We start from the raw sequence: 917 nt of genomic DNA on the forward strand, positions 1-917 counted from the left end.
GCGGCGAATATATCCACCCTTTTACAGGCCATCAACATCGCGGGCAACACTAAAAAATTCAGCGCCAACTTTAATGGTGCCCAACTCACTTCAAACAACATCCAGCAGGCGCTCCGAGCGGCAGGATCAAACACATCAATCAGCATGAACTCCGCACAATCCGCCAACCAAAGCACTCTACTTGAACTTCTAGACATAGCAAGTTCCAGCAAGCAATTCCAAGCCAATTACAACGGCGGCATGTCTAATCCGAACAACCTACAACAGATAGTTTCTCGTGCAGGCGCCAGTACAACCGTGTTTATTTCCGACGCACAAGGCCTACCAATCGCAAATATCCTTACCCTTATATCATCTGCCGGATGAGACTTATAGCCGTGGATGAAAAACACACCATCCACGGCTATACCCTAGTCCATACTGCCTTTTATCTGAACTAGCCTTCCATCGACAAACCTAAGCTTCTGGTACCAACCATTCCTTGGTCCGTATACCCAGTTTTCGACAGTAGCAGCCCCCCGCACTATATAGCCACTACCATCCACTGCGGGCCCTTCAACTTTACGGCTATCAGGGTTGCCGCACTTCCTAAGCACATCATCAATCAAGTCACCCTCACTAACAATTGCCGACCCGCATCGTAATGTAGCGGCAGCCACCCCATAACTGTCCAACATAGCAGCCATGGCTAGCAAAACTCCAATAGAGATGTTTCTAAGCATCAGCCGTCTCCCTTAGAAATATATATGAAATATACACCCAGACGTCCATACGTGTCTCTAAACCCGCCAACCACCAGAAATTCACTGGTGCTAGGCCTAGTATTTTCGGTTGAGGCCCTCCTCCTGCTCTTGAAACCGTGCGGTTCGACCCGAACCGCTCCAGGAGCACGTCATGAAGCAGACCTTCGAATACCA

At 49.2% G+C, this 917-nt stretch carries 2 protein-coding genes; one reads left to right on the forward strand and one right to left on the reverse strand.

All coding sequences use genetic code 11. From position 1 onward, the window contains the following. Nucleotides 1-366 (forward strand): hypothetical protein (locus HMPREF2924_RS35750; protein ID WP_177344954.1); only part of this gene is annotated, 366 nt, incomplete at its 5' end. A 44-nt stretch (nt 367-410) separates the two neighbouring features. Here the strand turns inward: HMPREF2924_RS35750 and HMPREF2924_RS33720 are convergent. Continuing rightward, nucleotides 411-722: a DUF2845 domain-containing protein gene (locus HMPREF2924_RS33720; protein ID WP_003117074.1), complete on the reverse strand. Its 312-nt coding sequence runs from the start codon at nt 720-722 to the stop codon at nt 411-413. Nucleotides 723-917 lie beyond the last annotated feature (195 nt).

It is taken from the genome of Pseudomonas sp. HMSC063H08, from assembly GCF_001813645.1.
Lineage (GTDB): Bacteria > Pseudomonadota > Gammaproteobacteria > Pseudomonadales > Pseudomonadaceae > Pseudomonas > Pseudomonas aeruginosa.

Bases quoted from the DNA above. Each gene is read 5' to 3' on its own strand.
- HMPREF2924_RS33720 (WP_003117074.1), bottom strand. From the start codon at position 722: ATGCTTAGAAACATCTCTATTGGAGTTTTGCTAGCCATGGCTGCTATG.